The 26,648-nt window shown below is 63.0% G+C and carries 18 protein-coding genes and 2 tRNA genes; 9 read left to right on the forward strand and 11 right to left on the reverse strand.

All coding sequences use genetic code 11. The annotated features are described in order from the left end of the window. The first annotated feature begins 205 nt into the window (after positions 1-205). Complete coding sequence (gene ileS, locus QMC96_05060; GenBank protein ID MDI6876126.1) at positions 206-3,397, forward strand: isoleucine--tRNA ligase; 3,192 nt, start codon at positions 206-208, stop codon at positions 3,395-3,397. Here the strand turns inward: ileS and QMC96_05065 are convergent. Then, positions 3,377-4,108: a tRNA(His) guanylyltransferase Thg1 family protein gene (locus tag QMC96_05065; GenBank protein ID MDI6876127.1), complete on the reverse strand. Its 732-nt coding sequence runs from the start codon at positions 4,106-4,108 to the stop codon at positions 3,377-3,379. The genes ileS and QMC96_05065 overlap by 21 nt on opposite strands. Positions 4,109-4,144: 36 nt before the next feature. Continuing rightward, positions 4,145-4,399, reverse strand: a complete 255-nt coding sequence (locus QMC96_05070) for a PRC-barrel domain-containing protein (protein ID MDI6876128.1) — start codon at positions 4,397-4,399, stop codon at positions 4,145-4,147. Positions 4,400-4,456: 57 nt separating this feature from the next. Between QMC96_05070 and QMC96_05075 the strand changes: the two genes are divergently transcribed. Further along, the gene (locus QMC96_05075) at positions 4,457-5,593 is read left to right on the forward strand and encodes a CBS domain-containing protein (protein ID MDI6876129.1); all 1,137 of its coding nucleotides are present in this window, start codon (positions 4,457-4,459) and stop codon (positions 5,591-5,593) included. Here QMC96_05075 and QMC96_05080 read toward each other — a convergent pair. From QMC96_05080 to QMC96_05090, 3 genes are read right to left on the reverse strand one after another with little or no spacing between them, the layout of a single operon-like run. Beyond that, positions 5,590-7,230 (reverse strand): radical SAM protein, encoded by a 1,641-nt coding sequence (locus tag QMC96_05080; GenBank protein MDI6876130.1) that lies wholly within the window; start codon positions 7,228-7,230, stop codon positions 5,590-5,592. The two genes, QMC96_05075 and QMC96_05080, sit on opposite strands and share 4 nt — an antisense overlap. Continuing rightward, positions 7,220-7,840 carry a DUF115 domain-containing protein gene (locus tag QMC96_05085; GenBank protein ID MDI6876131.1) on the reverse strand — a complete coding sequence of 207 codons (621 nt, stop codon included), beginning with the start codon at positions 7,838-7,840 and terminating at the stop codon, positions 7,220-7,222. Before QMC96_05085 ends, QMC96_05080 begins: the two co-directional genes overlap by 11 nt. Further along, entirely contained in the window at positions 7,830-9,305 is a 1,476-nt protein-coding gene (locus QMC96_05090) for a DHH family phosphoesterase (GenBank protein MDI6876132.1), read from the reverse strand. The genes QMC96_05085 and QMC96_05090 overlap by 11 nt, the downstream gene beginning before the upstream one ends. Positions 9,306-9,392: 87 nt before the next feature. Between QMC96_05090 and QMC96_05095 the strand changes: the two genes are divergently transcribed. After that, positions 9,393-9,466, forward strand: a tRNA-Lys gene (locus QMC96_05095). 55 nt (positions 9,467-9,521) lie between these two features. On the opposite strand, the gene QMC96_05100 is transcribed toward QMC96_05095, so the two are convergent. Then, complete coding sequence (locus tag QMC96_05100; GenBank protein ID MDI6876133.1) at positions 9,522-10,409, reverse strand: ABC transporter ATP-binding protein; 888 nt, start codon at positions 10,407-10,409, stop codon at positions 9,522-9,524. An 80-nt stretch (positions 10,410-10,489) separates the two neighbouring features. Between QMC96_05100 and QMC96_05105 the strand changes: the two genes are divergently transcribed. The 5 genes from QMC96_05105 to QMC96_05125 all read left to right on the forward strand — a co-directional run bounded on the left by QMC96_05105 (position 10,490) and on the right by QMC96_05125 (position 15,174). Next, complete coding sequence (locus QMC96_05105; GenBank protein MDI6876134.1) at positions 10,490-12,298, forward strand: ABC transporter permease; 1,809 nt, start codon at positions 10,490-10,492, stop codon at positions 12,296-12,298. Continuing rightward, positions 12,295-13,353: an ABC transporter permease gene (locus tag QMC96_05110; GenBank protein ID MDI6876135.1), complete on the forward strand. Its 1,059-nt coding sequence runs from the start codon at positions 12,295-12,297 to the stop codon at positions 13,351-13,353. Before QMC96_05105 ends, QMC96_05110 begins: the two co-directional genes overlap by 4 nt. A gap of 143 nt (positions 13,354-13,496) precedes the next feature. Beyond that, on the forward strand, positions 13,497-13,883 hold the full coding sequence (locus tag QMC96_05115; protein ID MDI6876136.1) for a hypothetical protein: 387 nt from the start codon (positions 13,497-13,499) through the stop codon (positions 13,881-13,883). Between the two features lie 421 nt (positions 13,884-14,304). Continuing rightward, complete coding sequence (locus tag QMC96_05120; GenBank protein MDI6876137.1) at positions 14,305-14,775, forward strand: flavodoxin family protein; 471 nt, start codon at positions 14,305-14,307, stop codon at positions 14,773-14,775. Positions 14,776-14,862: 87 nt separating this feature from the next. Continuing rightward, a complete protein-coding gene (locus QMC96_05125; protein ID MDI6876138.1) occupies positions 14,863-15,174 on the forward strand; it encodes a carboxymuconolactone decarboxylase family protein in 312 nt (103 codons plus the stop codon). A 49-nt stretch (positions 15,175-15,223) separates the two neighbouring features. Here the strand turns inward: QMC96_05125 and QMC96_05130 are convergent, their stop codons facing one another. The 5 genes from QMC96_05130 to QMC96_05150 form a co-directional block, all read right to left on the reverse strand. Next, a complete protein-coding gene (locus tag QMC96_05130) occupies positions 15,224-15,943 on the reverse strand; it encodes a hypothetical protein (GenBank protein ID MDI6876139.1) in 720 nt (239 codons plus the stop codon). A gap of 389 nt (positions 15,944-16,332) precedes the next feature. After that, entirely contained in the window at positions 16,333-16,800 is a 468-nt protein-coding gene (locus tag QMC96_05135) for a BON domain-containing protein (protein MDI6876140.1), read from the reverse strand. A gap of 105 nt (positions 16,801-16,905) precedes the next feature. Next, a tRNA-His gene (locus QMC96_05140) sits at positions 16,906-16,977 on the reverse strand. A gap of 492 nt (positions 16,978-17,469) precedes the next feature. Next, positions 17,470-17,901, reverse strand: a complete 432-nt coding sequence (locus QMC96_05145) for a hypothetical protein (protein MDI6876141.1) — start codon at positions 17,899-17,901, stop codon at positions 17,470-17,472. 692 nt (positions 17,902-18,593) lie between these two features. Further along, entirely contained in the window at positions 18,594-23,783 is a 5,190-nt protein-coding gene (locus tag QMC96_05150) for a hypothetical protein (GenBank protein ID MDI6876142.1), read from the reverse strand. A 1,052-nt stretch (positions 23,784-24,835) separates the two neighbouring features. On the opposite strand from QMC96_05150, the gene infB reads away from it, so the two are divergent. Further along, entirely contained in the window at positions 24,836-26,623 is a 1,788-nt protein-coding gene (infB, locus tag QMC96_05155) for a translation initiation factor IF-2 (protein ID MDI6876143.1), read from the forward strand. Positions 26,624-26,648 lie beyond the last annotated feature (25 nt).

Here is a 26,648-nt window from a genome sequence, read left to right on the forward strand (position 1 = left end):
CTGCGCGAGACAGCAGGGCGGAGCACCTGCCGCCGGCGGTGCCGCCATCCCTCCCGCCCGCAGAAGGCATATTTAAAATGCTGCGATATAAAAATACTATGCACAAAATCGCCAGATAAGGTTGTAGAGTAGACTTCTTACGCATGCGTGCATGGGGGCATTTTACTTCCTGAGGCGGGATCAGAACGAGGCATGAGGGATCGGAGTGAAGGAAGTCACCAGCAGTTACGATGCAAACGACGTGGAAGAGTCGGTGCAGAGATTCTGGAGCGAAGAGGCGATCTACAGCAAGGTGAGGGAGCAGAAGAGCGGGGGCGCTCCGTTCTTCTTTGTCGACGGTCCGCCCTACACGACCGGCTACATCCACCTCGGCACGGCCTGGAACAAGATCATAAAAGACAGCATCCTCCGCTACCACCGCATGCAGGGGCGGCACGTCATCGAGCGGGCCGGCTACGACATGCACGGTCTCCCCATCGAGGTGAAGGTGGAGCACGAGCTCGGGTTCACCTCCAAAAAAGATATCGAGGAGTTCGGGATCGGGCCGTTCATCGAGCGTTGCCGTGAGTTCGCGCTCCGCAACAAGGACATCATGAGCGAGCAGTTCCGGCGCCTCGGCGTCTGGCTGGACTTCGAGGACCCCTACATGACCGTCGCCGAAGAGTACATCGAGGCCGCCTGGTGGACCCTCAGGAGGGCGGAGGAGCGGGGCATGCTCGAACGCGGTCACCGCGTGGTGAACTGGTGCCCCCGCTGCGAGACCGCGATCGCGGACTCCGAGGTCGACTACTGGGACGAGACCGATCCCTCCATCTACGTCAAGTTCCCGATAAACGGCCGCGAGAACGAGTACCTGGTGATCTGGACGACCACCCCCTGGACGCTGCCGGCGAACGTCGCCGTCGCCGTCCACGCCGAGGCGGTGTACGCCCGCGTGCGTGCGAGGAAGGGGGATGCCGAGGAGATCCTCTGGATGGCGGACGACCTCGTGGAGGGCGTTCTCCGCAAGGGGAGGTACCAGGACTATGCCGTGCTGGACCGCGTGCCGGGAAGCGCCCTCGCCGGCACGGAGTACTCCTCCCCCCTCGCCCCGGCGGTCCCCTTCCAGGATGCGGTCGCCCACCGCGTGGTGACGGCGGATTTCGTCACCCTGGAGAATACGGGCATGGTCCACATCGCCCCGGGGCACGGCTGGGACGACTACATCCTGGGGATCCGCGAGGGGCTCGCCATCTTCTGCCCGGTGGACGCCGCCGGACGGTTCACGGAAGAGGGCGGAATGTTCTGCGGCATGCCCGTCCGCGAGGCGAACGCGGCCGTGCTCGCGCAGCTCGGCAGCCACCTGCTGGCGCAGGAGGAGGTCGTCCACCGCTACGGCCACTGCTGGCGCTGCAAGGCGCCGATCATCTTCCGCGCCACCGAACAGTGGTTCCTCCGCGCCTCGGAGATCCGCGACCGCATGCTCCAGGAGATCGGAGAGGTCGAGTGGTTCCCGGAGTGGGCGGGAAGCGCCCGCTTCCACGACTGGGTGAAGGAGTCGCGGGACTGGTGCATCTCGCGGCAGCGCTACTGGGGCATCCCGATCCCCATATGGGTCTGCGAACGGTGCCGCCAGTACACGGTGGTCGGGACCATCGCAGAGCTCGAGGAGCGATCGGGGCGGAGGATCGGGGACCCGCACCGCCCCTACGTGGACGGCGTGGAGATCCCCTGCCGGTGCGGAGGGGCCATGCGCCGCGTCCGGGACATCTTCGACGTCTGGTTCGACTCCGCCGTCGCCTCCTGGGCGACGCTGCGGTTCCCGCGCGAAACCGAGGCTTTCGAGAAGCACTGGCCGGCGGACTTCATCACCGAGGGGCAGGACCAGACCCGCGGGTGGTTCTACTCGCAGCTCGGGGCGAGCACCATCGCCTTCAACCGCGCCCCCTACCGCTCCGTGCTGATGCACGGGTTCGCCCTGGACGCCGAGGGGCGCAAGATGAGCAAGAGCCTGGGCAACGTGGTGCAGCCCGAGGAGGTGATGGAGAAGTTCGGCGCCGATGTCCTCCGCCTCTACATGCTCTCGGCGAACGCACCCTGGGACGACCTGAAGTTCAACTGGGAGGGGGTGCGGACCGTCAACCGTGCGATCAACATCCTCTGGAACGTCTACCGCTTCCCGCTCCCCTACATGATCCTGGACGGCTACAAGCCGCCCGTGACCGCCTCCGGCCGCTGGGATGCGGAGTCCCTGGTCCCCCGCTTTGCGCGGATGCCCGAAGAGGACCGCTGCATCCTCTCGCGGGTGAACACGGTCGCCGGCATCGTGGACGCGGCGATGGGCGAGTGCCAGCTCCACCACGCCACCCGGGCCCTGATCGCCCTGGTGCTCGAGGATCTCTCGCGGTGGTACGTGCAGCTGGTCCGCCCCCGCATGTGGCTCGAGGAGGCGGCGGAGGAGAAGGCGTTCGCCTACGACACCATGTACTACGCGCTCCGCCGGATCGTGCAGCTCCTGGCGCCCTTCATCCCCCATCTGGCAGAGAAGATCTACCAGAACCTCCGCACGGAGGGCGATCCCGAGAGCGTCCACATGCTGGAGTGGGCGGCGCCGGACCGGCGCCTCATCGACCGCGACCTCGAGGAGGCGATGGATCTGGTCCGCTCCTTCGACGAGGCGGTGGCGGCGGCGCGCCAGGCGGGAAAGAGGAAGCTCCGCTGGCCGGTGCAGACCTGCGTGGTCGCGACCGGGAGCGGGAAGATCGAGCACGCGATCTCCCGCCTGAACGGCATCTGCCGCTCCCGGGCGAACAGCCGCACGGTCTCGGTGGTGCGGGGGGCGTGGGATCGGATCGGGTTCCGCGCCGAGCCGATCATGAAGGCGATCGGCCCGGCGTTCGGGAAGGAAGCGCCCCGCGTGAAGCGGCTGATCGAGAGCGCCGACGGGCGGTGGATGAAGGACGCCCTGGAGCGGGACGGCAGCGTCGTTCTCATCGAGGGCGATTCCACGTTCGAGATCACCGCCGATCACGTCCGCTTTGTGGAGGAACTCCCCGAGGGCGTCTTCTCCGCCCCCATGCGGGACGGTGTGGTCTACGTGGATGTGAGGCTGACACCGGAGCTGGAGGCGGAAGGGTATGCCCGCGAGGTGATCCGCCGCCTCCAGGAGATGCGCCGCCAGCTCGATCTCCGCGTCGAGGACTACATCGAGGCGGAGGTGATCGTCGCGGACGACCGCATCCGCACGCTCGTCCGCGACGGCTGGAAGGAGCCCATCATGCGCGAGGTGAGGGCGCACACCCTGGCCATCCGCGGCCCGGAGTCCGCGGAGGGCGGGAGGGCGTGGACGCTGGAGAACGCGTGGGACGTGGAAGGCGTGCGCATGGTCACGCACGTCTCACGGGCGGTCGAGGAGTGAGCGGAGGAACTCCCGCCCCTCGGGGGAGCCGAACAGCGGAAGCTCCGTGCAGATCCGCACCTCGCTCCGAATGGCTCGCACCGCCTGCTGCGTCAGGGGATTGTAGCCCTCCCGCTCCACGAGCTCCTTGTAGACCAGCACCCCGCGCCGCTGCCACGCCGGCGTCCTGGCCAGGTTGATCCCGCGGGCGTGCAGCAGTTCGTGAATCTCCGATGCCGGCACTTTTTTCAGCCGTGCGGCCGCCTCGCGGGGGGTCAGCCCCTCCCCGACGAGGGCGTGCTGCCCATAGGCGTTGACGTGGTTCCGCCAGGCCTCCCTCTGGCGCTCGATCAGGTATTCCATGGCGTGCTGTCCGAACGCGGGCAGGATCCGGGCGTCGAATGCCAGCGGCGCTCTGCAGCGGAGGGCGAGCGTCAGGCTGCTCGCTGCATAGGATGCACATACCGAGTCGATCTTCTCGATGCGCCCCTCGAAGGGGAGGTGGCGGAAGAAGAGGCTGATCTCGTCGGAGAAGGTGAACGCAAAGTCGGGGCTCATGCCGCTCTCGCGGATCAGGCTCGCGCAGACGCTCCGCATCGCCTCGCTGAACCGTTCGTCGAACGGCCTCTCGAACTGCAGCACGCGGGAGAGGCGGTGAAAGGCTCGCCCGTCCAGGCGGACAAAAACGGGGGGAAGTATCTTGAGACCGCTGAAAATTTCGCGGTTTTCCATGCGTGGATCCGGAACCCGATCCGGGGCGTCGGGATGTCAGTCCCCGCTCCGGGCGCCCCTGCCGAGATGGCGGATGACGATGATGTCCCCGATGCTCTTGATGATGCGGAACGGTATCCGCACGCCGCGGAAGCCCTTCACATCCACGAACTCCGGATTGAGGTTGCCGAGAGCCAGGGAGTCGATCTTCTTCCCGTCGACGTCGAGCACCACGTCCTCCACATCCCCCACATACACGGCCTTATCGGTATATACGGAGAGCCCGAACAGTTCAGTAACCTGCGTCTGCATACAGATCCTCGTGATCAGTATATTATTATAGAAGTTAAAAAGATACCCCATTGCATCATGAACGGCGGCTCTCTCCAGATAGGGACGATCTACGGCATTCCCCTGAAATTGCACTGGTCCCTCCTCCTCGTGATTCCCCTTTTCGCCTGGATCATCGGCGTCCAGATCGGGCCAACGGCATCCATCCTCGAGGATCTGTTCAACCTCACCATCGACCGGGGGATCATCGCGACGGGTTTCAATCCCTACATCCTCGGCACGGCGGTCTCGATCGGTCTCTTCGTCGGGGTCCTGATCCACGAACTGGCGCACTCCCTCCTGGCGAAGAAGAGGGGCGTGAAGATCAACAGCATCACCCTGCTGATCCTGGGCGGTGTCTCCTCCATCGAGGAGGAGGTCCCGAACCCGCGGATAGAGCTGCCGATGGCACTCGCAGGCCCGCTGACCAGCCTGGCCCTGGGGCTCGTCTCCATCGCCGTGATGTACCTCGGCGACGCCTTCATCCCGGATCCCCCCCTCGCGGGAGTCTGGGTGTTCCTCTGGGGCTACCTCGGGCTCCTGAACGTCGTCCTCTTCGGGTTCAACATCCTTCCCGCCTTCCCGATGGACGGCGGGCGCGTGCTGCGGGCGTGGCTCGCGCAGAGGATGACGCTCCCGCGCGCCACACGGATTGCGGCCAATATCGGAAAGGCCTTCGCCGTTCTGTTCGGCATATTCGGCTTCATCATCTTCAACCCCATCCTCATCATCATTGCCTTCTTCATCTACATCGCCGCCAGCCAGGAGTCGGCGCAGCTGCAGTACAACGTGCTCCTGAAAGACGTGCGGGTGGGGGACGTGATGTCCGGGCCCGTCATGACCGTATCTCCCGAGACGCCGCTCACCGAGCTGGTGAACCGCATGTACAGCACCAAGCACCTGGGATTTCCGGTCATGCAGAACGGTTCGCTCGTCGGCATGGTCACGCTGGACGATGTGCACCGCGTCCCGGTGGATAAGCGGGACCTGACGCAGGTGAAGGATGTCATGACACGGGACGTCCTCACGCTCCCGCCCCAGGCCCCTCTCACCGATGCCCTGCGCCACATGGCCTCCCGCAACATCGGGCGGATCCCCGTGATGCGGGGCAATGACCTGATCGGGATCGTCACCCGCACCGACATCATGCGGGTGATGGAGCTCCGCGACGGCTAGAAGGCGAGGGACTCATCGATCGGGGTTCGCCCGGCGACCGCCCGGAACTCCTCGAGGCTCCTGAACGGCCTCCTCGCGGCGATCAGCCCGGCTCTCTTCCCGATGCCGGGGATCCAGCGGAGGGCGCTGACGGGGAGGCGGTTCACCTCGACGGGGTGCGGGAGCGCGGTGACCGACCGCATGCCGTAGTCCACCACCACGGCGTCCAGGACCGTGCGGCGGGGAAGGGGCAGGGGTATCCCGACCAGGATGGGGTAGGAGCCCATCTGCCGCCCGAACGAGAGGTTTCCCTCCTCCTCGACCACCACCCTGCGGAGCACGGTCCCGGGAGGGAATACGCGCCGCAGCATCGGCGCATCGAACGTTCGGCGGACCCATTCCTTGAACCGGCGGAACTGGCTCTCGTGCCTTCCCAGCGTATTCTGCTCGTACGCGGGCGTGCCGGGGAAGGGCATCACCTGGCGGATGTTCACCCGCCGCACCAGGAGGCCTTCGGCATAAACGCGCTCCAGGAAGCGGCGGTTCATCTCGAACGTGGCGGGCGTCTCCCCGGCGAGCCCGACGACAAAGTTCAGGCCCGGAAGGAGTTCCGGGATCCCCTCGCGGCGCGCCCCGCCCTCCTCGTTCACGACCCGGATCGCATGGAGCACCTCCTCGGCGGATGCCTTGAGGTTGTTGGCCCGGATCACGGCGGGATCGGCGGTCTCCATGCCGAACGCCGCCACGTCGCCGGGAGTGTGGCCCCGCACGATCTCCCGCAGGGCCTCCCGGCTCGCCTCCTCGTGATGCGCGATGGTTCCCGGGTTCACGTTGTCGATGTGGAGGGTGGCGAGATCCGGCGCCGCCCGACGGATGGCGGAGAAGAGGGCGGAGAGCTGTTCGGGACGCGGGCGGGGGAACTCGGCGCCGTCCGCACCGTAGACCAGGAGGTCCGGCTGCCGCCCCAGGCGGAAGTGGCGGGCGCCGTGGCGGTAGAGCGCCGCCACCTCCTCCGCGATGCCCGCGACGGAGCGGTAGCGGGGCAGCCCGTAGAGGCGTTCGGTGCAGAAGGCGCAGCCGCCTGCGATGGTGCGGGGGCACCCCCGCCCGCTCTCGAGCTCGCACATCACGTAGGGGAACGAGGGGTGCTGGACGATGATTCCGGCCCCCTGCACGAACCAGCGGTCCGCCCGATCGTAGTCGACCTCCCCCTTCGCCTCCCCCCCGCCGAGATAGGAGTCCAGCGCCTCGGCGGGCGAGCCGGCGAGCGTCACCTCGAAGCCGGGGATCGGCTGCTGCACCGCCCGCCTTCCTCCCTGCACGGCATACCCGAAGAGGATCGGCCCGCCCAGCACCTTCGCGGGATGCCGCAGCGAGGTGCCGATCTGCCCGATCTCCCGCGCCGTCGCCGGCCTGCCGCCCAGGTAGGCGCCCGGGACCGTGAGGCCCGCGATCATCACCACGAGGTCGGCGCGATCGAGCTCCGGCAGGAGGGCCGGATCCGAGCGCAGCTGGTCGATCGTCAGGTAGCGGACCTCCCGTCCGTGCTCGCGGAGGACGCCGCCCAGCTCGCGGATGTAGGGGGATACGTAGGGCGGAACGCCCAGGCAGGCGGGTTCGTCCACGTACCCGTCGAGCAGGACGGCTCTAGATGTCATGCCCGATCCGCGCCAGCAGCCTCCTGGCCCAGCGGAGCTTGCCCCGCTTCAGCGGGTCGACGTGGGGATCGTCGAGATCGAACCCGACGATCCGCACCTCGCGGGCGCCGAGGGCGTGGGCGGCGTAAACCGCCCGGTCCCCGTCGGTGAACCCGCCGAAGTTGTGGACGTGCGGGAGCGGGCGGCTCTGCGTGGTGGCGACCAGCGGTCCGGGGAACTTCGGCACCCAGTGGCGGAGGAGCGGCATGTTGTCCCCGTGGGCGTGCACCACCATGACGCTACCCTGCCGGTTCAGGGAGAGATACGCGTCCGTCGCCCCGTCCAGGTCGGTGAAGACCGCGTCGGGGAGGATGCCGCGGGCGTCGAGGATCAGGGCGGCGGCATCCGCCGCAAAGACCACTCCCCCGATCCCGTCCAGCTCGTCCGCCAGGGCGGGGGCGTTGCCGCAGACGGTGACCGCTTCGCCCCGCGTCCTCTCTTCGAGCAGGGCAACGTCGTCGCGGCGGATCAGGGAGGCGAGGAGGGCGGCGGCCTCCTCGTCCTTTTCGCGCTCGAAAGAGAAGTAATCCAGGATCTCGGTGTAGACCGGCTCCCACTCTTCAAAGTTCAAAGATATCATGGTTCTCTTCTTTCTCCAGCCCGACGACGCGGAGGAACTTCGAGATGATGGGCTCCTGGACGAGGCTCAGGAGATCCTCTTTCGTCTTGACCAGGCTGAAGTAGGCGAGGGGGATGGTGACGGCGCCCATGTTCGCGTGCCCGCCTGCATCCCCGATGTCCCCGAACGCCTCCTTCAGGACGTTGCCGATGTGCAGGCGGATGTCGCGGTTGCGGGCGGAGATGTAGATCGCCGAATCCCCGATGCCGTAGACGAGGGCGGTGTTCACGCCTTCGAGCCCGATCAGGAGATCCGCCGCCTGGGGTATCGCATCCCGGTTCCGCACGAACCCGACGTTGGAGAAGAGGTAGCCGCTGCGGATCTTCTTGTTGCGGATCGCATGCCCGAGCACGTCGAGCGTCTCCTGGGAGACCGCGGGCGAGATGATCTTGTCCAGAAGATCGGCATCGGTGAGCGGCAGGAGGAAGGCGGCGTAGGTCAGGTCCGAGGGGGTGATGCTCCTCCGGAAATCGCGGGTGTCCGCGCGGATGCCGTAGAAGAGCGCCGTTGCCACCTTCTTGCTCACCGGGATGTCCAGATCCTGGAGGTACTGGGTCATGATGCTCGCCGTCGCGCCCATGCCCGGACGGTTGTCCACGAAGTCCGCGTTCAGGGTCTTCGGATCCCCGTTCCTGTGGTGGTCGATGACGATGTTGATCCGGGCGTCCCGCGGGAGATCGTTGTTCTCGCCCGGCGACGACGAGTCCACGAGCGCGAGGTAGCGGCATTCGGCCAGGACCTGCGGCGTGATCCGCTCCATGCGGATATCGAGCATGTTCACGAAGGCCTTGTTCTCCTGGTGTCCGATGTTCCCGCTGTAGAGGATGCGCGTCTGCAGTTTCCCGTCGCTCGCCTCGGCCGCGATGGCTGCCAGCGCCATCGCGCTCGAGATCGAGTCAGGATCCGGGTTGGTGTGAGTGACGATGCCCAGTGTCCCCTCCCATCCCGCCAGGCGGTCGTAGAGGCTGCGCGCCAGGCGGGAGGCGTGGAACATCTTGATGTGGCGCACCGCCGCCTTGGCGATGAACTCCTGGGGGTAGATGACGAGATCGGACCCGGCGTCCTGCAGCATGCTCGTGCTCACCGGATCCACGGCACGCGCGATCACGTGCGTCGAGGGGTGCCTGCTCTTGATGGAACGGACCGCTGCGAGGTTGGCGTCCTTGTCGTTGCTCAGCACGAACGCCGTCTCGGGCACCGGCAGATCCTCGAGGAGCGCGGGATCCCGCAGGTCCCGCAGGATCGCCTCGTGCTTGTGCATGCGGAGATCCTCCACCCGCTTCTGGTCGTTGTCGATGACGAGGATGCGATCGGTCTCCCGGGAGAGTTCCTCGATCACGTGGTAGCCCGTGCTCCCGCAGCCGAATATGATATAGTCTATTTTCGCCTTCGAGGAGTCTGGTTCTGTGTCAGGCATGCCTATTGAGTGTCAGCTCCGTACCATATTAAGGCGTTCCGAAAGTTATATCTTTATATATCGACCAGTTATTTAGGTCAACTGCATGGGCCTGTAGCTTAGTCAGGCAGAGCGATGGACTCTTAATCCATCGGCCAGGGGTTCAAATCCCTTCAGGCCCGTCCATTTTCCGTATTGTTCCGCCGGTGCCCCGGACCGCGCGACTTCGCCATCCGCTCACGTGCCGATTTTCACGAGCATCTCCTCGAGGCTCGGGTAGCGGGACTCGATCCGCTCGACCGTCCCGCCCATCTCTGCGATCTCTGCCGTGATCCGGTTCATCCCGGCGATATCCGAAGCCTCTGCGCGGTAGAGGCCCCCGTCCCGCACGGCGGGGAATCCGCCCCTCGCCGCCTCGACCGCCGTCCCGTAGAAGAAGATCCGGTAGGTGATGGATCCGAACCGCTCCCGCAGCTCCTGCATGCTCCCGCAGGCCACCGCCTTCCCCCTGCGGAGGATCATCACGGTGTCGCAGATCTCCTCCACCTGGTGAAGGTTGTGGGCGGAGAGAACGATGGTCTTCCCCTCCCGCCGCAGATTCCCGAGATACTCGAGAATATCGCGCGAGGTCATGGGATCGAGCCCCGACGTGGGCTCGTCGTAGACGAGGAGGCGGGGATCGTGCAGGAGGGAGCGGGCGATGGCAACCTTCCTCCGCATGCCCTTGGAGAGCGCCTGAATCTTCCTGCCGTCGGGCTCGAGGGAGAGCGTCCGCAGGAGATCCCGCGATCTTCTCTCGATACCGGCTGCATCCATGCCGTATATCTCGCCGAAGAACCTCAGGTAGGCCGGAACGGTCATGGTCTCGTACAGCCGGGACTCCTCCGGAAGGTAGCCCAGCCGCCGTTTCAGTTCCAGCGGCTGCCGCAGCACGTCGATGCCGTCCACGACGAGCCGGCCGGCAGTAGGGGTGATGAGACCGGAGAGGATCTTCAATAATGTTGTCTTGCCGGCCCCGTTGTGCCCGATGACACCGAAGATCGCCGATTCCCCGATCTCGAAGCTGACGTCGTCGAGGGCGGCAAACCCGTCGTACTCCTTCCTGAGGGAGCCGGCGCGGATCATCGGTCTAGATTATTTTCATATGCATTTAATATAGTTTATTATTACCACAACTGAACAATTTCACCGGATATCAATTTATCATGGGTGCAATCTCCTCCATCCTGACGATCGCCCGCTGGGAGGTCGGCCGATCGCTGGCCGCCATGAGCCGGAACGTGCTGCCGGTATCGGGAGTCCTCCTCCTGGCTCTCGTTCTGGTGAGCGGATTTGCCGCACAGGGCGGAGTGCACCTGCAGGACGGCATCTACCGGGCAGGCGTGGACGATCCGGAGCACTACGCGATCCTCGCCGCCGACGGGCGATTTGACGTGGATCTGGCGGGGGGGGACGTGCTGCTCCGCCAGAGGGAGTCCTACGATCTCGTCGTCGTGGCCGGGGAGGTGCTCTCCAGGGACACGGAGAAGGGCAGGGCTGCACTGCAGGCGCTCGAGCGCGACTATGACCGCTACGCCGCATCCGTCTACATGCAGCAGGAGGATCTCTTCGCCGCCTACCCTCTCTGGGTCGAGAGGGAGTACGTCGAGAGCGAACTGAGCTTCCCGGCAACGGCGGGCGGGCGGATCCCGGGAGCATCCTCCGGCAGAGAGCGGGATCCGGCACCCGAGTGGGCGGTGGTGGAGGTGCCTGCCCCTCCGCCGACCCTGGGCTTCACGGAGGCGGAGCTCCGCAGCGAACTTGCCCGGGGAGCGACAGCGGACGACTCCTTCGAACGCTATACGCAGGTTCTCTCGAGAGATAGGACGCTCGAAGGCTGCACGATTCCCGCACTGGTATCCCCCTCCCTCCCCTTCGACACGATCGTCCTCGTTTTCGTCTTCATCTTCCCCCTGTACTTCGTCTCCCAGTTCTGCATGATGAGCGTCATGAACGAGCGGGTGGAGAGGAAGGGGGAGGTGCTGCTCTCCGCCCCGCTCCGCCCCTCCCAGATCGTCGCGGGCAAGCTGCTCCCCTACCTTCTCGCCATGATCCTGGTCTCCCTGGCCCTCATCCTGGCGCTGGGTGCGCCGCTCTCCGTCCTCCTGCCGCTCCTGCCCGTCATGCTCCTCTTCCTGGCAAGCGCACTCCTGATCGGGATGCTGTCCCGGAGTTTCAAGGAACTCTCGTTTGTCTCCATCTTCTTCTCGACGATTGCCACCGCGTATATCTTTTTCCCCACGGTATTCGCCCACGTCCATGCGATCAGCCTCATCTCCCCGCTGACGCTGGTGGTGCTCGGGCTGCAGGGCGAGGGGTTCGGCCCAGCGGACTACTTCTACGCAACCGCCCTCTTCTATCTCACCGGTGCCGCCCTTCTCTACGTGGGTGTCGCCAACTTCCACGAGGAGCGGCTGTTCGGACAGTCGGGTTTTCTCTCGCGGGCGAGGGAGTTCGTCGATTCGAGCCTCTCGAGAGAGCGGCCGCTGGCATCTCTCCTCCTGCTGAACATTCTCCTGATCCCGTTCGTCTTCATGGTCCAGATGATGGAGCTCGTCCTCTTCTTCAACCTCCCCATGCCGCTGTCCCTGCTGCTCCTGATCCTCTGTGCAGCCTTCACCGAGGAGGTCGCCAAATCGATCGGCCTCTACACCCTCTTCCGCCGGGAGGGATGCGGAACACCGGTTAACACGCTTCTTCTGGCCTGCATCGCGACGGCGCTCGGATTTCTCGCCGGCGAGAAGCTGCTGCTCTTTGCCATGCTCGCCCAGATCACGCACTCGATCTTCGGGAGCATCCTCTTCTCCTCCCTGCAGGTGCTCTGGTGGCCTCTCCTGCTCCACCTCACCGCCACCGGGATCGTTGCCATCGCCCTGAAATTCACGGGAACCCGCGGCTACATCCCGGGCATCCTCCTGGCGACGGCCGTGCACAGCCTCTACAACCTGCGCCTCATCGCGGGGTGGATCGGGTGAACGGAAACCACGTCTGGATCATCGTCCGAAAGGAGCTCCGCGGGCTGTACAGCGAGAAGACGATCATCCTCGCCATCTTCCTCCAGCTCTTCGTCGCCATGTTCTCCGCCTTCCTGATGGTGGGATTGACCGCGATGTACGATCCTGCCGCCATCTCCCGCTTCTCCACGGCCGAGTACGGCGTCGGCTACGCGGGCAGCGACTCCGCGTTGCTGGAATACCTGGAGGAGAGCCCCGACTTCCGCGTGTACCGCATGGATCTGTCGGAGGCGGTCGCGAGTCTGAAAGAGCGGAAGGTGTCTGCCGTGCTGTACGTGCCGGACACCCCGCCGCAGTCGGACGATCCCGTGAAGGTCACCCTGTACCTCATCCAGAACGATCTCCAGACGGCCGTCATCGAGACGAAGTTGCGGGACGTGCTCGTGAAGTTCGAAGACGACCTGCGGGCCGCCCGGGCTGACCGCCTGGACACCCGCCCCGCGGAGCTGCACCTGCCGCCCGCCCGCCCGGGCGGGGGATTCTTCGAGTTCGTCTACGGCCTCCTGGTCCCGCTGCTCGTCTTCCTCCCGGCCATCGTCGCATCCGCTCTGGTGATCGACCTGATCACGGAGGAGTTCCAGTACCGCACGCTGGAGACCCTGGTCTCGACGCCGATCTCGTTCCGCGAGATCGTCGCCGGCAAGATCCTCGCCTGCGAACTCCTCGTTCCCCTCCAGGGCGGGGCCTGGCTCCTGCTTCTCTCTGCAAACGGCATCCCCGTCCTCCACGTCCCGGAGATCCTGCTCCACGCGAGCGCGGCATCCCTGATCCTCATTCTGCTGGCCGCGATCGCCGCGCTCCACTACCGGGAGCGGAGCGATGCCCAGTTCGTCTTCTCGGCCGCGCTCGTGGTGGTGCTGCTGCTCGTCCTCGCCCTTCCGGGCAATCCTCTCGCCATTCTCGCACGTCTGGCGGTGGGGGCGGCGGGGGCGGAGCACTGGCTGTCCCTCGCGGTGCTCCTCCTCTGCAGCGGTGCGCTCGCGGCCATCGTGCACCATCGTACGAGATCGGGGTAGAAGGGAAGGGATGCGGATCTGCATTCCCCATGGCCGGCCGAGCGTCTCGCGGATGGCCCGGCGGCGACGGACGGCCGCAGGGGGATGCAGGGCTACTCTTTTATAGCTGCCGAACCATCCCGTGCCTGCGGGAGAGAGCACCCATGGCAAATGCTGAGGTAACGGATGCATGGATGGGCGGGGCTGCGGACAAGAAACAGAGACTGTCGGGGACCGTCCCAAAGGAGAGTCTGAACAAAGTATTCTACAGCGTCCGGGGAACGCTCCCGGCGAACACCCCTGTCCTGAAACTCGTCGTCGGGGTCCTGGTGGACGGCAAGCTCGTCACGACGGGGACGATCGACATCACGAAGAAGGATTCCGGCAGGGAGAATCCCTACTGGTTCCGGTATCCGGAGGAGAGGAAGACGCCGGGGGCGCATACCGTCCAGTTTGGCATCGGCACAGCGGACGACGTCGACGAGAAGACCCGCGCCGTGAAGGCCTGGTCGCAGGGGATGTCCGCCCCCTATCCGTTCACGATCCAGTGACAGGGGCGGATCCGGCGGGGGGATCGGTGCTGCGGCAGGCAGCCGTAACCCTGCAATGGTTCGGCGCAGCCAGGGAGACGGGGACCGGGCTCGTTCTTATCCTTTTCTGCTGTCTCCCGATCCCTCTGCCAGTGGACCCGGTGGGGATGTCAAAGGGAACTCGACCGCCCCCTTGTCCCGGGGATCAGCACATCCGCACCGGAATGCCGTTAGAACTGCCCGTTGGAACGAGAATGATGCTCCACGCGATCCACCCGGACGACGGGCGATCCAGGCCATCATGTACGGCCGTGACGCGAGGATCGAGATGGACAGGGCAACCTTTGCCTTATTGCCTTGCCGGTATACCGTCGATCGGTGATGAGAACCGGCGGAACCGTTTTATATCCCTTTTTCCCTGTTACATCTCACGGGACAAGGGATGGCCGCACTCATCATCTGCACCTCGGTGCATCACGGGAACACCGCGAAAGTCGCCCGCAGGCTGGCCGACGTGCTGCAGGCAGATGTGGTGAAGACGGCGGATGCGTCGCAAGACCTGCTCGCACGCTACGATCTCGTCGGGTTCGGGTCCGGCATCTACTTCGGCAGACACCATGCGGAGCTGCTGGAATTCGTGGATGCCCTGCCCGACCAGCAGGACAGGCAGGCGTTCATCTTCTCTACCAGCGGCAGAGGAGGGGTGTCGGGGCACCGCACGCTCCGGGAGAGGCTGATGGAGAAGGGCTTCCGCGTCATCGGGCAGTTCGCCTGCAAGGGCTACGACACGTACTCCGTCTTCAAACTCATCGGCGGCATCAACCGGGGAAGGCCGAACGAACGGGATCTGCAGGATGCAGCCCGGTTCGCGGAGAGCCTGATCCGCCAGGCCGGGGGATTCCGGCCGATCTGAACGGCGCCTGCACGCGGTGCGGATCCGGCGGAGCGCGGTCATCCCATCCCGCCAGGAACATCGAGGATGAATCGGGAGAACCATACCATGGCAATGGATTCGTCGGATGCAATCCCGCTGGACTGCCCGCACAGGGAGGCATGCCTGTCCCGGCTGGCCGAGGTCCGGGGGTCGACGCAGGGGATCGACGGCAAGGTGCGGCAGCTGATCAGCATCGGCATCCAGACCGCCGCCGAGAACCCTGCGGGGGTCCGGTACCATGCCGCCCTCGCCCGGGCGGAGGGTGCAACAGCGGAGGAGATCGTGGATGCGGTAATCGTTAACCTCCGCACGCAGGATCTCGCCCCGGTGCTGGGGTGCCTCCAGGTGGCCGTGGACGCGCTGGAAGGCCGCCGTTAAGGGGCAGCCGGTCCTCCCCGTGCGCGGGCGGGGACCCCGCCAGGGACCTTCACCCTGCCGCACCCGGCGTCCAGCCGAGCCGCTCGAACAGCGGGCGGCGGGCGTCCAGCGGGCGGGCTCCCCGGCGCCGCGGCTGGACCACCAGGGTGATGGCGTTCGAGAGAGGCGTAGCCTCGCCCCCGCAGATGAGGTAACGCGGGTTGAACCGGGTCAGGGCCCGTGCAAACGCATCCAGGATGGCATCGCGGCTTTTCAGGTCCTTCCGCGGCAGCGCGATCAGGTGCTCGAAGATGGAGACGTCGAGAAGCGTGCTCGCGATCCAGTCGATCTCGCAGGTGTACGCGAAGATCCAGGAGATGCGGGACCCCTTCACGGTGCTGGCGAAGTCCTCGTAGTTGGCGCCGATGTTGCATGAGCCGATCACGACCCCCTCGATGTTCGAATACTGCGCGACCGACTTCACCTGGGATAGCAGCGTTGATAACTGCATCCCGGTGTTGGACTTGAGCCCCCCTATCATCCGTGCATACCCGTGGGCTGCAACATAAAGGAAGAGCCGGTCCTCCCGGGTATGCGTCAGGTCGTCTTCGAGAGCCCGCCGAAATCCGCTTTTTTCGTAGAAGTTGGAGTAGTAGAGGTTGAAATCCCCCCTGTACTTCTCCAGCCCCTCCAGAAACGGCAGGATCGACGGCCGCTTCGGTTTGTCCTTGGGCGTCCACCACGGCCCTTCCAGGACGAGCAGGGCGGTTCCCCCGGTCGGACTGCTCATAGGCGGAGTGTAACTGATGCTGTGCCCTGTAGAATAACTTTTCGGCCCGGGGTGCCGTCGCACCGTCGATGCATTCGCCACTGCAGATCGACAGCGCTATGGAGGAGTACGGGGAAGATCCAGCGGGGATCCAGGCTTATCGAGGTGCCGTTGATGCCGCGAGCACGTACAGAGCGGGACCTTCCCAGACAAGCCCGGGTGCGGCAGCCGTTTTTCCCCGATCCCGGAGATACAGCGGACCTGGATCCGCTCTGGGCCCGCTCGCCGGCGCACGATTTGGCAGGGGAGAATGCCCCCGCCTCAACGCACAGCGGGCGACGGGTTCATTCCGTCCCCTTCAGGGTCGTGCACCGCCCCGAGGGCATGCTCGAAGGGGAATGTCCTGCGTCTCAGGGATGGCGCACGGACAGATTGTCCACGACCTCGATCACGCCCCGGGCATGTATCGCCGCGTCCAGGGCGGCCCGGTACGCGGTTGCCGTCGGCACCGTCCCGGAGAGCGTCACCACGCGGTCGTTCACCTCCACGTCCACGTCCCCGATGTCCACGTCGGGGCTCCGCTCGATGGCGACCACCACGTCGGTGCGGATCGCCTGATCGGTGATCGCCTCGACGGGGAGCACCGTGACGTAGTTCTGGACATCTGCGATCCCCGCGACGCCTCCGGCGATCTCCCCGGCGCGCTTCCGCTTCCAGAGCGCATCGACGAGCCCGTCCAGCCATGCGACGCCCTCGCGCACGGAGACGCGGATCTCCGAGTCCAGCAGGTCCGGATCGGCGGCGATCCGCTGCTCGATGGACCGTTTTGCCGTTTCGTCGGTCTGAAGGGGAGATGCCGTGCTGTCCGTCGTTTCCATGGGCTGTCCATGCACCGCCGACTGCAAAAGGTTTTCCCGGTCCGCACCGTTATCCGCGACGCTGAAAATGGCGATAGTTGATCGAGCCCGAACTGAGACGGGTTAGGCCAGGGCCGAGATTCGAACCCGGGTCGGGGGATCCACAGTCCCCTAGGATAACCACTACCCTACCCTGGCAGAATGGCCTCATTATTTTTGTACACGCACGTGATTAAAGTATCTCTCTTCCGACCGAACTGACGGGCGGACGCCGGGGGAACGGTCTGGAGAAGCACGTTTCGGTTCACCCCCTGCCGGCAGGGCTCGCGGTACCGGCCCGCAGCACGATCGCCTCCGATGCAGCATGCCGTATCCCCAGCGATCCTTTCCGAAGTTCAGCCCGCACCGGGGGACGAGGCTGCCGACCGCTCCGCTGTGCCGCCGATCCCTGGCGGCGAGGGGGCTCTCCCCCGGCGCTGCCGACGGCATCCGCGAACCGGGGGTGACCGACCCCTGTGCTCGGACCTCTGCGGATGGCGGGCTCCCGGGACCGGCAACCGCGGGAACGATGCAGGGATTCGTCTATCCCCCTGCGGGAGTCTGCCGGGACGCGCAGCGGGATGATCGCGGCGGGTGCGGACCGCCTGCCGGGGACCCATACAATCGCGCAGGAATCTCTTTCCGCAGCAGCTATTCGATCGTAATCGTGCGGGTCGAGGATGCCAGAACGACGCCGTCCCGGGTCAGCGTGGCGTTGATCGCGTACTCGCCGGAGTAGAGCCCGGCGCAGACGGAGCAGACCGGCAGGGTGTAGTCGACGACGAAACTGTTCCGGCCCGCCTGCAGGGTGACGTTCCGCTCCTGGAAGAGACGCAGCCGCCCGTAGTAGTCCTCGATGCCCTCCACCCTTAGCAGGACTCCATCGGCGGGACCGCTGGCGCTGACGTCGACGGTGATATTCATCCTGTCCTTTGAGTGGTACACGTCCTTATCCGTGGCAATGGTGACGGACTCGATGGTGGTTTCGCCGCCCCGGTTCAGGACGCCGGAAAAGACGAGCCCCGAAGCGAGGCCCACGACCGCAAGGATCACGACTGCGGCGATGATGACCGGATCTTTCATGCTCAGGTATGGGCCAACAGGGAATTTATAGACATGTCCATTCGGTTGATAAGCAGGGAACCCCGCCCGGCGTTTATCCGCTCCCCTTCTCGATCCCGTGCCACAGGATCATACTCAGGCATCCTCCGTGGCACATCGCGGCACAGTGCAGTGGCCAGGGACCCACCCGAATATCTTTTTAGGGTGCGACAACCCGGCGTGGATCTTCTTCCTTTCATCCGTTGCGAATATCACCCTTGAACTTCCCGGATCTTGCCGGAACTACCAGTTTGAACAGAGAACAGGGCGCCGTTCCATCGACTCTGCCGAAATCCTCATCGGCGCCGACGGTTTTCAGGTATTCTCGCGGGAGGGGCCTCGCCCCCCCCCACACTTTCGTGCGATAGCCCGGATCTGGAGAGGTTTCTGCTCGGGATTCCCTGTCCGCTACGGGCTATCGCACTTTTCCCCTCCCTTCCGAGAGGGAGGGGGCGGCCCTGAAAGGGCCGCGGGGAGGGGAGGGTTTAAACCCATGTAACCAATAGAATATCCATAGGTGTAAAAATACACCGGGGCGCTTTTCTCATAGGAAAGCCACTCTGGCTTACCCGTGGCAGGAGCGTGGTTTCTTCGGTGTCTGCGAACAGAAGGTTCATGAGCGGCTGCAGTGCGGTTCAACCGAATGTATTAAAAGGGAGATGGTGTGCGGATGCTCACAGCAGTCCCGTGAGCTTCAGCACGATAAAGTTCTTCCCGCCTTTGGGCGCCGGGGTTGTCTTCTCCGGCTTCACGTTCCTGGGAGCGTTGCAGGTAAGCCCGTCGAACGTGCAGGGGTTACTGCTGCTCAGCTCGATCTCGCATTCGGGATCGTCGCTGTTCTGGCAGCACCCGAACTTGTAGTTGTTCAGGCAGTCTGCAACCTCGTATGCCTTGCCGAACTCTCCAGCATCGTAGAGATCCTGGACGTAGCCCCAGAGATCAGTGAGACTGTTCGATTTCGCCTCATCAATCGCATCCTCGAGGGTGTAATAGCACTCCTCAAAGATCGGCTCTCCATAGGAATCGTAATCAATCGGCTCATACCTGTTAATGTCGATGACGAAGCCGAATCCTTCCTCGTAATACAGCGAGGTCAGGAACAACGCGAGCATCTGGGCCTCGGCCTTCTCCCGGGCACTGCGTGCATTGTAGTTGGCGATCCTGTCGTAGATGCAGGTCCAGTTGTCGCAATCGGTTTCTCCACTGCATGTGCAGCCACGCACGGCGGAGCACACATCCGCCGGCTTCACTGTCTCGAAGAACTCGTCGCAGACCTGCCGGCCGTTCTCTCCGTTCAGGTACTTGTAGATGTTGTTCTTCCAGAACCCGATCGTCAGGCCGCACCAGAGATTCTTGGGCGTATTATTTACCTGGAAGTGGACAGTCGTGCCCACGGTCACCGGGATCGTGGTGTCAGGGCCGAAGTCTACACATCGGTTGCCCAGGTCAACCGGTATGGCGTCGTCTGCGTTGGGATTATAGGGGATGACCGTGACAAAACCGTTGCCGGTATCCACTTGCCAGGACGCTTCGAACTCATCGGGAATGTTCATCTCGCAGACCGTATACGTCGTATCGGGCCGTAAGGCCGGCGCCCCGAAGTCGAGCATGCCATCTGCGTCATTAAGGGTTGAGTCGGTTGCGATGGCTGTTGTACCGAACCCGTCAGGACCTTCGTAGAGGGCAAACTGCCAGTCTCTGGTCGGATCGACCACCCCACCGGTCAACTTGAGCAGGTCGACATAGCCGGCCTCGCACGTGTAGGTGGTGGTGGCAGCATCGCTGTCAGTCCAGCCATCGCTGCCAGTCACTGTAGCGACATTGTTCAGAGTATCGCCGTAGGCACCACTTGTGCCGTATGCACCTGCACAATTCGAGCAGGTGTGGCTATCGGAGTAGCTGAATGGACCAAAGGCGTAACTTCCAGCCTGGGCATGACCCGTCAATGCCTCGTTAAGAGGACCTTGTTGATCGACTAGCGTGGCATTTTCGTCTATCTGGCTCGCAGCCCACTCGATAGTATCGGTTGCGGTGAACGGAACACTGCCCATTACCGCGGTAGCGGTGTTCGACGTTGGGGCATCTGCGTCATCGGTGTAGGACAGGTCGAGGACTTCATAGTCACAAACTGCCGTACCACCAGCGGGAACCGTCAGCTGACCGTTGACGAGTGTTCCACCGCTGCATGAACCTATCGTCGCAGATGTACCATCTTTGAGCTCGTCCGTGAGTGAAACGATCAGCGCGTCCTCCGGATTGGGATTGACGACCGTGATGATTCCAGTAACGTCAAAGTTACCTTCAGTGACATTTTCGATCACTGTGACCATCCAGGTCCATTCGAGCGTATCTCCAGGATAACCGGACCGCGACTCGGGTTCGACGGACTTGGTCACATTCCATTCGTGCCGTTCATCGTAGGTGCCGGCAGCCGTCTTGCTGATGGTCGGGACATAACAATTCACGGAAGTCGCTGCAGTCGAAGAATCACTGAATGGTTCGCTCCATACGGTTGCTGTGTTGTCCTCACTGTAAGTATAGGTGTTATCGCCTTCATAGAGCCCTTTGTCAACCGAACAGGTATACGACTCTGCGTACGTCCAGGTTCCACCTTCCGTGATATTCAGGGGGAATGCCGGATTCTGGTCATCGTCGAGTGTGACCGACTCGCGGATCACGTTGGCCGTCCACTCAATGGCATCCGAGGCGCTGAACGAGATGCCATTCAATACAGCCGTGGCCGTGTTGCACGTGGGTGCATCGGCAACACGGCCATAGGCAAGAACTGCCGAATAATCACAGACTGTCGATTCGCCGGCCGCAACGGTCAGGCCGTCGCTCAGATCAGCATCCCCGGTGCAGGCGGTGATGGTTGCTACGGTGGTATCGCTCAGGACATCCGAGAGAGCAACTGTCATCGCGTCCTCGGGATTGTGGTTGACAACCGTGATGGTACCCGATGCAACGAAGTCCTCTTCAAAGACCTCTTCTGTTACAACTACCGTCCACTCATAGCCGACCGTATCCCCAGCAAACGCACTCTGCGACATGGGATCGACCGTCTTCTCGACATCCCACTCGTGCCGTTCGTTATAGGTTCCAGCGGCCGTCTTGCCTATTTCGGGGATGTAGCAGGTGATGGCAGTCGATGTGGTGGAGGAGTCTTGCTCTTCCTCTTCCGAGGTTACTGTGGCGGTGTTCCAGATCGTCTCCGTATACGAGTAATCGCTAGCATACTTGTTCGTATCGACCGAACAGGTGTACGCATCCTCGATCGTCCAGGTACCGCTGCCGCTGATCGTCTCGCTAAGCGGCCCCTGCAGATCCTTAAGCGCTGCATCGCCCCGGATTACGTTCGCGGACCACTCGATGGGATCGGTAGCAATGAACTCAATACCGTTCAGCGTGGCGGTAGCCGTGTTCCCGTTGGGCGCTGCCGCGTCATCGCTGTAGGCAAGATTGTCTGCTGTGTATGAACAGACTGTCGTGGTGCTCGCCGGAATGGTCAGCGATCCCCCCGCATACGTCGCACCGTTTGTACAGGTGCCAATCTCGGCAGTCGTATCGTCGCTGAGAACGTCGGTTAGACCTATCGTCATCGCCATCGGTGCCGGGTTCTGCACGATGATGGTTCCGGCAATGTCGAAGTTCTCCTCGAATACCGATTCCGTGACCTTGATCGTCCACGTGAAGGGAACGGTGTCCCCGACGAATCCGCTCTGTGATACGGGATCGACCGTCTTCTCGACATCCCACTCGTGGCGTTCATCGTAGGTACCGGCTGCCGTCTTGCTCACAACCGGGGCGTAGCACGTCACCGTCACCGACGCGGAATCCGTCAGACCGATGCCGCTGTCGAGGATGGCCGTGTTGTTCTCGGTGTACGTATACACGCCGTTTTCATACAAGGATGCGTCTGCCGGGCAGGTGAACGTCTCGGAGAAGGTCTCTTCGGTTGTGCCGGAGATTTCCGTCGAGTACGCGAACCGAGTATCGCTCAACGTGCCCGAGTCGTAGCCGATCCGGTTCTCCGTCCACTCGACGTCCGCATAGCCGTTATACTGTTCCCCGTTATAGGTCACCGTCGCCGTGTTTTTGGTCGCAGTTTTATCCGATGGCAGGGCAATGTAGGTGCACTCCATACCGCTGCCTGGCTCGATTGTGTAGCTCGGGCAGGTAACCTGCGCACTTGTGCCGTCATTCAGCACATCGGATACAGTCACGGTCACCGGGTACGAAGCCGGGTTGTAGATCGAGATCGCGCCCGTCACCTTGTAGTCATCGGTTACCTCGGTCTTGGTGGCAACGACTGTCCAATTGGACTCAAACTTATCGCCCGCGAAGCCTTCATGGCTGGCGTCGTCCACCGACTTGTCCAGTTCCCAGGTGACCGTGCGGTTGTAGGTGCCCACGGCGGTCTTGTTGATTGCATACCCGCCAACGAACCGGAAGCAGTTGTATATGGTCGTGGCGTCAGCCCTGTCGACGATGCCTTCGCTGTCGGTCACGTTGGCGGGATTGTACTCGCTTCCCATGTAGCTGCCGCCACCCATCAGGGTGTAGTCCGAAGCGAGCAGCGAGCAGGTGTGGCTGCCATTGCCGGTGAACGTCCTTGGGCCTCCTCCAGCCGTGAGCTGTACGTTCAGCCCGATCTGCCCATCGGTCACCGTGGCCGTGCCGCCGATCACGTTCTTGACGAAATTGACCGAGGCGGTTCCGATGAATTCGGCTCCGTTCAGGGTCGCCGTGGCGGTGTTCAGCGTTGCAGTCTTGCCTGTCGGTTCAGCCCTGTAAGTACAGGTACCCGTCTCTTTGGCTGCAACCGTCAGGCTGGTCGACCCAGATCCACAGTCCACCGTCGCCGGAGTGCTGTCGTTCAGGACGTCGGCGACCGTTACAGTCATCTCTTTATCCGCCGGGTTGTAGATCGAGATCGTGCCCCAGACAGCAAAGTTGCTATCCCTCGTGGTTTCACTGACGTTAACCTGCCAGGTCCAGTCCAGCGTGTCGCCCGCAAGACCGCCCTGGGAGAGCGGATCGACTGACTTCTCAATAGACCAGTTGTGGATCTCGTCGTAACTGGCACTGGCGTTCTTGCTCACCACCGGGGCATAGCAGGTGACGGTCACGGTGGCATCGTCGGACTGGCCGGTCTCGCTGATGGTGGCCGTGTTGTTTACGTCGAACTTGTAGACGCCGTTCGTATAGTACGATGCATTGGTCGGGCAGGTGAAGTCGTCGGAGTACTCGAAAGTCTTGTCGCCGCTAGCCGAACCCAGAGCGCCCTGCACGCTGTCTTCAACGTTGACGGTCCCATAACCCTCGAATGTGGTTGGGTCGCCGAAGGTGTAGTCTGCCGTGGCTGTTGCGCCACCAACGTTTGAATTTAAGCTCGTAATCGTTGCAGTATTGGTACCATTTATGGGACCAGTTAGATCAGCGCTGTACGTGCACGTCGTGCTCGCTCCCGGTCCAAGAGTATAGGTCGGGCAATTAACTACCGCTACCGTGCCACCAACAGAATCGGATACTGTAAAGCCTACCGTGAACGGGGAGGGATTGGTAACGACGATGGTACCCCGGACAATCCAGTCCGAATCGGTGACAGTTTGATCGAGGGCTACCTCGTAATTGGAATTGAATGTCTCGCCTGCAAAGCCGGAATGGGAAGCATTATCCACCCTCTTATCGATTGTCCAGGTGTAGGTGCGGGTGTACTCGGCGTTGGCTGTCTTTATCGCGTTCAGTTCGTAATCATAGCATACCTCAATGTGACTTAGACCAGCAGGTTGATTGTTTGGTCCTATGGGACTATGAAGCCCCGTATCCCCATAAGATTCTGCGGGAGGGTCATAGATGTACAAGTTGGCATTCGGCCCACCTTTGGATATGATAGCATCGATACCAACAGTGGAAGTCCAATCGAAGTACGTACCATCGGAAGTGAATGTAAAGGTGCCTCCACGAAAGAATAAGTTCCTGGATTCGGTGGATCAATCTTATAACCAGCAGCGTATCCCCTCTCCTCACATGTCGGATTGCCTTGAACGAGTATTGGTGCGACACTGGCTGCAACGGCAACTCCTGCCGTTGCGATCACACACAGGGCCACGATCAGCCCCAGAATCGCAATTTTCCTCATACCTTCACCTCAACATTTGCTTACTGTTCATTGACACCTCAACCCCGGGTTGTCCAGAGAGATCCAGGAGTATCCCCCTTTCGCTGGAATGCCGGCCTCCGCCATGTCCCCCCCGGGAATATGTGCAGAAACCAGGGATGCCCCCATCATCTCCCCCGGTACAGAAGCGGGCTGCTTTACTTACACCAATTCTTCATTGGTGCAACATATAAAGGTATTTAATGAAGAAATAATTTCAAATTTTTTGTATTTTTAGATGGAGAAATAATAATAAAATTTAATTATAATAAAAATAATTGCATCATCAATGCTGTTTACTATATATAATTTACTACCCCTGTTTTCAAAAGGATTTCCCTTCGACAGGTAAATGGCTATTGTGTTTGCCATATTGGAGGGAGGATCACGTAAAGTTTTGCACATGTGACGACGGCGTCCGACGGCGCGGGCAGGAGAGATTGTTCCCAACGGAGGGCATTGCGGGAGTATAAAAACCCCCGCGGCGCACCCCTTCCAGCCGGAAGGGGGAAGTGCGGTGGAGAGAGATGCCAGCTCGAACAGGGGAGCAGGGGCAGGTGCGGCTCGCGGTGACCGGGGCCCGTGCTCGAGTCCATGCCATATGCAGCCTCCCGGTTTGCCGTGAACTCCATTTGCATCCGAACACCCCGGGAGTCATTTTTAAATGGGTTGCTGCCCACTAAGCTACATCGGACACCCGCGCCGGAAGAACTGTTGTGGTTGGCAACAAGACGGTGCGGTAAACGGGGGAGCACCATGGCGGAGAAGGCGGAAAAGGCAAAGATCCGGACACCCATCGTGGCCGTCCTCGGCCACGTGGATCACGGGAAGACGACGCTCCTGGACAAGATCCGGGGATCCTCCGTGGTCTCCACCGAGGCCGGGGCGATCACCCAGCACATCGGGGCCACCGTGGTGCCGCTGGACACCATCCAGAAGATGAGCGGCGGTTTTGCGTCCGCCGCCATCAACGTGCCCGGGCTCCTCTTCATCGACACCCCGGGCCACCACGCGTTCACCACGCTCCGCGCCCGCGGCGGAGCCCTGGCCGACCTGGCGATCCTGGTGGTGGACATCAACGAGGGCTTCCAGCCGCAGACGATCGAGGCCCTCCAGATCCTCCGCAGCTACAAGACGCCCTTTGTGGTCGCCGCCACCAAGATCGACCGTGTGCACGGCTGGAGGGTCCACCCGGACGAACCGTTCCAGAAGACCTTTGCACAGCAGGGGGAGCGGTCGCGGAGCGTCTTCGAGAACAGGCTCTACGAGGTGGTGGGGAGACTCGCCGAGCTCGGGTTCAATTCCGACCGCTACGACCGCGTGCGGGACTTCCAGCGGACCATCGCCATCGTGCCGGTGAGCGGCGTCACCGGAGAGGGAATCCCGGATCTCCTGATGGTGCTCGTGGGGCTGGCGCAGCGGTTCCTTGCGCAGGATCTCCGCTACAGCGCCGGGGGGCCCGGTGCCGGCACCGTGCTCGAGGTGAAGGAGGAGCGGGGGCTCGGGACCACGCTGGACGTGATCCTGTACGACGGCACCATATCGGTCGGGGACGAGATCGTGATGGCCTCGCGGGACGGGATCGTCACAACCAGGGTCCGGTCCCTCCTGATGCCCTCTCCCCTGAAGGAGATCCGGGTGGAGGACCGCTTCAACCGCGTGAAATCGGTCACCGCCGCCGCGGGCATCAAGGTATCCGCCCCGAACCTGGAAGGAGTGATCGCGGGTTCGCCGCTGCGGGTGGCGGGAAAGGATCGCGACGGCGCGATCGAGACGGTCCGGCGGGAGATGGAGGAGGTCAAAATCCCGCTCTCCGAAGAGGGGATCACGATCAAGGCCGATACCATCGGCGCCCTCGAAGCCCTCTCCAAGGAGCTGCAGGACCGCCAGATCGGGGTGATGAAGGCGGAGGTCGGGCCGGTGAGCCGCCACGACGTGGTCGAGGTCGGCACCCTCAAGGACCCGTTCCACTCCGTGATCCTGAGCTTCAACGCGCCGATCCTCCCCGATGCGGCCGTTCTCCTGAAAGAGGCGGGATACGCACACGTGCGGGTGTTCGAAGGCGGGATCATCTACCGCCTGATCGACGACTACATCCAGTGGCGGGACGAGAAGAAGCGGGAGATCGAAGCCAGGAAGTTCGAGCAGATCGTCCTGCCCGCGAAGATCACGCTCCTCCCCCACTGCGTCTTCCGCACCAACAACCCCGCCGTGGTCGGCGTGCGGGTGCTGGGCGGCCGGCTCGCCACGAACATCACCCTGATCGACCAGAAGGGGAGAGCGGTCGGCCACCTGAAGAGCATGCAGCTGCGGGGCGAGTCCATCCACGAGGCGGATGCCGGCCAGGAGGTGGCCATCTCCATCGAGGGGCCCACCGTCGGGCGGCAGATCAACGTGAACGACATCCTCTATGCCGATATCCCCGAACGGCATGCCAAGGTGCTCGAGCACGAGATGATGTCCAACCTGAACCCGAGCATGCAGGACGTCCTGGAGGAGTTCCTGCGCCTGAAGAGGAGAGCCGATCCGTTCTGGGGGAAGTAAGCATTTAATAAGCCTCTCGTCCAAT

Source organism: Methanomicrobiales archaeon, from assembly GCA_030019205.1.
GTDB lineage: Archaea > Halobacteriota > Methanomicrobia > Methanomicrobiales > JACTUA01 > JASEFH01.

Coding starts and splice junctions, on each gene's coding strand:
- QMC96_05065 (MDI6876127.1), bottom strand. CDS start 4,108: ATGGAAAACCGCGAAATTTTCAGCGGTCTCAAGATACTTCCCCCCGTT.
- QMC96_05070 (MDI6876128.1), bottom strand. CDS start 4,399: ATGCAGACGCAGGTTACTGAACTGTTCGGGCTCTCCGTATATACCGAT.
- QMC96_05075 (MDI6876129.1), top strand. CDS start 4,457: ATGAACGGCGGCTCTCTCCAGATAGGGACGATCTACGGCATTCCCCTG.
- QMC96_05080 (MDI6876130.1), bottom strand. CDS start 7,230: ATGACATCTAGAGCCGTCCTGCTCGACGGGTACGTGGACGAACCCGCC.
- QMC96_05090 (MDI6876132.1), bottom strand. CDS start 9,305: ATGCCTGACACAGAACCAGACTCCTCGAAGGCGAAAATAGACTATATC.
- QMC96_05100 (MDI6876133.1), bottom strand. CDS start 10,409: ATGATCCGCGCCGGCTCCCTCAGGAAGGAGTACGACGGGTTTGCCGCC.
- QMC96_05105 (MDI6876134.1), top strand. CDS start 10,490: ATGGGTGCAATCTCCTCCATCCTGACGATCGCCCGCTGGGAGGTCGGC.
- QMC96_05115 (MDI6876136.1), top strand. CDS start 13,497: ATGGCAAATGCTGAGGTAACGGATGCATGGATGGGCGGGGCTGCGGAC.
- QMC96_05120 (MDI6876137.1), top strand. CDS start 14,305: ATGGCCGCACTCATCATCTGCACCTCGGTGCATCACGGGAACACCGCG.
- QMC96_05125 (MDI6876138.1), top strand. CDS start 14,863: ATGGCAATGGATTCGTCGGATGCAATCCCGCTGGACTGCCCGCACAGG.
- QMC96_05130 (MDI6876139.1), bottom strand. CDS start 15,943: ATGAGCAGTCCGACCGGGGGAACCGCCCTGCTCGTCCTGGAAGGGCCG.
- QMC96_05135 (MDI6876140.1), bottom strand. CDS start 16,800: ATGGAAACGACGGACAGCACGGCATCTCCCCTTCAGACCGACGAAACG.
- QMC96_05145 (MDI6876141.1), bottom strand. CDS start 17,901: ATGAAAGATCCGGTCATCATCGCCGCAGTCGTGATCCTTGCGGTCGTG.
- infB (MDI6876143.1), top strand. CDS start 24,836: ATGGCGGAGAAGGCGGAAAAGGCAAAGATCCGGACACCCATCGTGGCC.